Source organism: Oceanobacillus caeni (genome assembly GCF_042678465.1).
Lineage (GTDB): Bacteria > Bacillota > Bacilli > Bacillales > Amphibacillaceae > Oceanobacillus > Oceanobacillus caeni.
Window position 1 is genome coordinate 1 of sequence record NZ_JBHTKV010000055.1, and the last position, 5,924, is coordinate 5,924.

Sequence of the window (5,924 nt, forward strand, 5' to 3'; positions counted from 1 at the left end):
CACTTGTTACCCACCCGCATAGCAGGTGGTTTTCTGTTTCGCACGCTGCCGCGTACTCAACGGACTAAAGTCATAATGAAAAAAACACGCCAAAATAAGGCGTGCTTTTCTAATACTACTGCATTTGTTGCTGGTTTCCACCTGTGCCGCCCATGCCACTCATAGCAGACACAAATGGAAGTACTTTTTGTACGGTTTGTCCTAAACCTTGATTTTTCTTGGTCATTGTGTAGTAAGTTGCAGCTCCTACACCGAGAGATGCTATAATTGGTAACCAGTTTTGATTTTTCATTTGCATCCTTATCACCCTTTCAAGTTGTTCAAGACAGTATTATCTTGTGACAGAATAGAGTGTTCATGCTAGGTATCATCTACCAGTTTGTCGTTGATTCTTGAGCTGCGTTCATGCCAGCAAGTCTTCCAGTAACAAACGCAGATGTAATATTATATCCGCCCGTATAACCATGAATATCTAATATTTCACCGCAAAAGTATAGACCGTGCATTTGTTTTGATTGCATTGTGTTTGGAACAATTTCTTTTATGGATACCCCTCCACCTGTTACAAATGCTTTTTCTAAAGGGAGAGACCCATTAACAGAGAAGGTAAAATGTTTCATGGCATGTACGATATCGCGAATATTCTCTTTAGAGACATTGGCACACTTTTGTTCATCACTTATTTGGTGTTGTTGTAAAATAAAGGATTGAAATCGTTCAGGTACGATTCCCTTTATTGTGTTTTTAAATGCTTTTTTCGGATTATCATGAACCAGCTTAATCATATTTTGAATGATCTCTTCCTCTTTTTCATCGGGTAGAGTATCTAAAACCATTGTAACTTGATTTCTTCCACGCATCAGTTCTTTTACGACGAATTGGGAGCATCGTAAGACAGCAGGACCAGAAATACCAAAATGCGTAAATATCATATCCATACGATGGCTGATGATTGGTTTATTCCGTTTGTTTAAAACAGATAGCTTAATGTCTCTTAACGATAATCCTTGTAATACTTTCGTTTGGATAAATTCCTCATTTGATGTTAGAGCTACTTCAGTTGGATATAGTTCAGTTATAGTATGTCCTGCTTTTTTTGCCCAAGCATAACCATCCCCTGTTGAGCCAGTGTGGGGTACAGCTTTTCCACCAACCGCAATTACGACCGATTTTGTTGTTATTTTGTGACCATTTTCTTTTAAGATGATCGTATGTTGATTTTCATCAAAGTGAATAGCTTCTACTGGGGAATTTAATTTTACGTCTACATGCAGTTCTTTCATTTTGTTAATAAGGGCATCTACTACGGATTTAGCAGAATTAGATTTTGGAAACATTCTTCCATGATCTTCTTCTTTCAGAGCTACACCCATTCCTTCAAAGAAATCAATAATATCGTAATTATTAAAAATAGAGAATGCACTATACAAAAACTTTCCATTCCCTGGTATATGTTTAATTACTTCTTCTTGGGGTAGACGATTTGTTACATTACATCTTCCACCGCCTGAAATAGCTAATTTCTTTCCTAACTTTTTCCCTTTTTCAAGTAACATCGTTTTAGCACCATGTTCAGCAGCTGTAATTGCAGCCATTAATCCCGAAGGACCGCCCCCGATAACTATGACATCATAATTCAACATTCTTCATTCCTTTCGGTAGTATCATATCATTACCATACGTCGCAACTCAATTCCAACTCGTTTTAATTAAGATAGAAGCGAGAGGACTGCTTCAATATTTAGGACTATTTGTAACTTTTTATCAAAGAAGTTAGAAAAATCTTCACAAGTTTACGTTGTAACGTTATCAATCCTACTATGAGATGTGTTAAAATAACCTGTATGTATATCCTACTTAAAGAAAAATGAGAATCAGGTGAAAATATGTCGAATATAGTAAAAGGTGCATTTATTTTAACACTGGCATCTTTTTTATCTAAATTTTTAGGGATGATTTATGTTATCCCATTTAATGCTCTAGTAGGTGATACTGGTGGGACGCTATTTAGTTTTGCCTATACACCTTATAGTATTTTTATTAGCCTTTCTACTGTTGGAATTCCTGTAGCTGTTTCGAAATTTGTTTCTAAATATAATTCATTAGGGGATTATGAAACAAGCTATAAAATGTTCAAAATAGCAAGTAAGATCATGGCGATAACAGGTATTGTCGCTTTTTTAGTGTTGTTTTTCAGTTCAGAATGGCTAGCTCACTTGATGATTACAAGTGATGATCCTGTTGGGATAACAGTTGAGGATGTTACCTTTGTAACAAGAATGGTAAGTATAGCCCTATTAATCATTCCCGTTATGAGTATTTCTCGAGGTTTCTTCCAAGGGTATGAAACAATGATGCCAACAGCAGTTTCTCAAGTGATTGAATCAATCATTAGGATCTTATTCATTTTAGTCGGTTCATTCGTCATTATCAAAGTAATGGGTGGGTCTATTGTTACAGCAGTTGGTTTTTCTACTTTTGCTGCATTTATTGGTGCTCTAGCATCTTGCATTGTTTTATATATTTATTGGAAGAAGACAAAGCCAACCATCAATCAGCAGCTTGAAATGCAACAAAAATCATATAATGTTTCAACGAAAGAGTTATTAGTAGAATTATTCCAGTATGCTGGTCCTTTTATATTGGTAGGATTGGCCATTCCATTATATCAATTAGTGGATCAGTTTACATTTGAAAGAGCAATGGTTGCTTCAGGGTTAGAGAAAATATGGGAATCGGCTTATGCGGTCATTAATTATTACGGACATAAGATTGTCATTATTCCGATGACGATAGCAACAGGTCTGTCGTTATCTATATTACCTACGTTAACTAAGTCTTTTACGCAAAAAGATCGAGAACTTTTAAATAATCAAATCAATCAAGCGTTGCAAATTGTTTTTGTGCTTGTAATTCCTGCAGCAGCAGGAATGGCTATTTTATCTAATGAAACATATGGCGCATTATATGGAATGAATGATATTGCAGGACAACTGTTAGCTTGGTATTCACCAGTCGTCTTATTGTTTGGGTTATTCAGTGTAAGTGCAGCTATTCTACAAGGGATTAATGAACAACGTTTTGCAGTAATCAGTTTATTAGCAGGTCTACTTGTAAAAGTATTATTAAATGTTCAGCTAATTCATTGGTTTGGGGCAAAAGGAGCAATATTTGGAACGGCTTTAGCCTCAGGAATTGCAGTTGTGCTTAATTTGGTTCATATCAAAAAATCGATTAGTTTTAGTTATAAGCAGCTTTTCAAACGTACAATACTTATTCTGATTTTTACAGCCATTATGGTAATTGCCATTTGGATAGTGAAAATAATTCTAGAATTTATTATTCCAGCGGACACTCGTATGGGTGTTATCATTCATCTAATGGTTGGAGTAATGGCCGGTGGTGGAGTATATTTATATCTTGCACATACTTCTACATTACTTGAACGAGTTTTAGGAAAACGTATTTCAATAGATTTGATTAAAAGAAAGCGAAGTAGATAAGATAATATGGAGTGAATGTACGATGCGTTTAGATAAGTTATTAGCTAATATGGGTTATGGTAGTAGAAAAGATGTAAAAAGCCTACTTAAGAAAAAACAAGTATTCGTTAATGCAGTAGTAGTAAAAGATGGTAGCAAACATGTTAACCCAGAGATAGATATCGTGGAGGTAAATGGGAAGCAAGTTGTATATAAGAAATATATTTATCTGATGATGAATAAACCACCAGGTGTTATATCAGCTACCTTTGATCATAAAGAAAAAACGGTTATTGATTTATTAACGGAAGAACATCAATATTTTGAACCATTTCCCGTAGGAAGGCTGGATAAGGATACAGAAGGCTTACTATTACTAACGAATGATGGAGAGTTAGGGCATCGTTTAACTTCCCCCAAAAAAGAGGTAGGGAAGACCTATTATGCAAAAATACAAGGAATCGTTACCGAGTCAGACGTAGAAGTTTTCAAAAAGGGAATCGTTATAGATGATGGATATCAATGTAAACCTGCCCATCTAGACATCCTTCGTAGTGATGAAGTTTCGGAAATTGAGATTACCATCACAGAAGGGAAATTCCATCAAGTTAGGAGAATGTTTGAAGCGGTTGGGAAGAAAGTGGTTTATTTAAAAAGACTCCAGATGGGAAAACTTAAGCTAGACGAAAAGTTAGCATTAGGTAAGTACCGTGAATTGAGTGAAGAGGAGCTAGCGTATTGTCAAAGCCTTAAATAGGAGGAAGAAAATGGGCCAATTCCCACATTATTTCATTGCTATTCAACTATCTGACAAATTACAAAATACTTTCGCTTTATGGCAAAATAAGTTGCAGGGTGTATTACCATATAAGCAGTGGTATAACAAAAAAGATTTGCATATAACATTGAAATTCCTAGGGGCAGTAGATGATGAAAAATTAGAAGAACTAACAACTCATTTAAAGAGAGTAGAAGAACGACCTGCTTTTAGTCTAGAGGTGGGTACCTTAGGTACGTTTGGTAATCCAAAAAGTCCACGTGTACTGTGGGCTGGAGTTGAAAGGGTAGAACCATTAATTAAAGTCCAACAGATTGTTGAACAAGCTGCATTCGAAGTTGGATTTCCTAAAGAAAATAGGAATTATAGTCCCCATATAACATTAGCAAAAAAATGGAACGGTAAAATTGGTCTTTCGTATGGTGATGTTTTGGAAAAAATGAAGAAAGAATTTACTTCAAAGGCTACTATGCATGTTAGTGAAATAACCTTGTTTCAAATACACCCAAATCGTAATCAAAAGTATGAACCAATCAGGAAATATAAATTACTATAAAATACAAATATGATTAAATAGAAGAAGGAGGTGGAGAAAACGGCGCAATTGATTAAATTACAAGACTATATATCCCGTTATGAATGGGATACATACAGATACCCAACACAGTTTATTCGTGTTAAGAAACAAAACTGGAAAAAGTTATATCGGATGTGGTCAAATCCTGATATGTACACACCCAATATAGAGCTTGAGGAAGATACTAAAGAACAATCTTCTACTTTCGCAAAATGGAAAGCATTGATTAGAAGAGAATCTAATCAAGAACTAGAAAATCAAGTTAACCCAAGACGGAAATTAAATGAATTACCAGAAACAGAGGAGAAGTTAAAGCATTACTTTTTAGATAAAATATTTTTGTTTCAATTGAAATGGGCAACATCAACTGTGAACCGTATTTCCTATGTTCATAAAAAATATTATACAGATCCATTATTAAAGTATCTCCTACAACGCTTTCCGGATACTTATTTACTAATGTATAACCCTGTTTTTAATGTAAAAAATGTTCCTGTCGATTGTGAAATTCTATTGGTTTCACCAATCGGTATCGAGATTTTATACTTTTTAGAAGTAGACGAACAAGCTGTCATTATGGCAGGAAATGAAAGGGTCTGGACTATTGAAAAAAATAATGATGTTTCTAAAATTTTAAATCCCAACATTGCTTTGAAACGTACGGAACAGATCATTAATAGTATATTACTCTCGCATGAGATAGACTTTCCAGTTCATAAAACGGTTATATCTCGTACAAATTCTATTCTTTTTACAAATGAACCATATCAAACTAAAATCGTTGGAAAAAAGGAATATCCTACTTGGTTTAATAATAGGCGTAAATTAATATCAACATTAAAGAGTAATCAATTAAAAGCTGCTGAGGTTTTATTGTGTCATTGTCAATCTACCTCTGTTCAGCGTCCAGAATGGGAAGATGATATCAGTATCCAAACTATCGGCGATTTGGAAGAATGATCATGTATCGTACATCGTTAGCCATCTTCCAGGAAAAATAGAGGTTAAAACTTTTAAGCCCCCTTAATCCATTGGACACGTAAATATATAAAAAGTACAATACTTTTAATCGTGTACCACTTGGGAA

Annotated in this window: 6 protein-coding genes; 4 read left to right on the forward strand and 2 right to left on the reverse strand. The window is 34.8% G+C overall.

Features of this window, described 5'->3' with window-relative positions; all coding sequences use genetic code 11:
- Positions 1-115: 115 nt before the first annotated feature.
- Positions 116-298, reverse strand: coding sequence for a hypothetical protein (locus tag ACFQ18_RS17835; protein ID WP_047184450.1), 183 nt, complete (start codon positions 296-298; stop codon positions 116-118).
- A gap of 73 nt (positions 299-371) precedes the next feature.
- Complete coding sequence (locus ACFQ18_RS17840; protein ID WP_047184456.1) at positions 372-1,640, reverse strand: BaiN/RdsA family NAD(P)/FAD-dependent oxidoreductase; 1,269 nt, start codon at positions 1,638-1,640, stop codon at positions 372-374.
- 246 nt (positions 1,641-1,886) lie between these two features.
- Here ACFQ18_RS17840 and ACFQ18_RS17845 point away from each other — a divergent pair, with 246 nt between their 5' ends.
- From ACFQ18_RS17845 to ACFQ18_RS17860, 4 genes are read left to right on the forward strand one after another with little or no spacing between them, the layout of a single operon-like run.
- Positions 1,887-3,503, forward strand: coding sequence for a putative polysaccharide biosynthesis protein (locus ACFQ18_RS17845; RefSeq protein WP_047184449.1), 1,617 nt, complete (start codon positions 1,887-1,889; stop codon positions 3,501-3,503).
- 22 nt (positions 3,504-3,525) lie between these two features.
- On the forward strand, positions 3,526-4,239 hold the full coding sequence (locus tag ACFQ18_RS17850) for a pseudouridine synthase (protein WP_047184448.1): 714 nt from the start codon (positions 3,526-3,528) through the stop codon (positions 4,237-4,239).
- Positions 4,240-4,249: 10 nt separating this feature from the next.
- Positions 4,250-4,816, forward strand: a complete 567-nt coding sequence (gene thpR, locus ACFQ18_RS17855) for an RNA 2',3'-cyclic phosphodiesterase (protein WP_047184447.1) — start codon at positions 4,250-4,252, stop codon at positions 4,814-4,816.
- 48 nt (positions 4,817-4,864) lie between these two features.
- Complete coding sequence (locus tag ACFQ18_RS17860; protein ID WP_257457138.1) at positions 4,865-5,797, forward strand: NERD domain-containing protein; 933 nt, start codon at positions 4,865-4,867, stop codon at positions 5,795-5,797.
- Positions 5,798-5,924 lie beyond the last annotated feature (127 nt).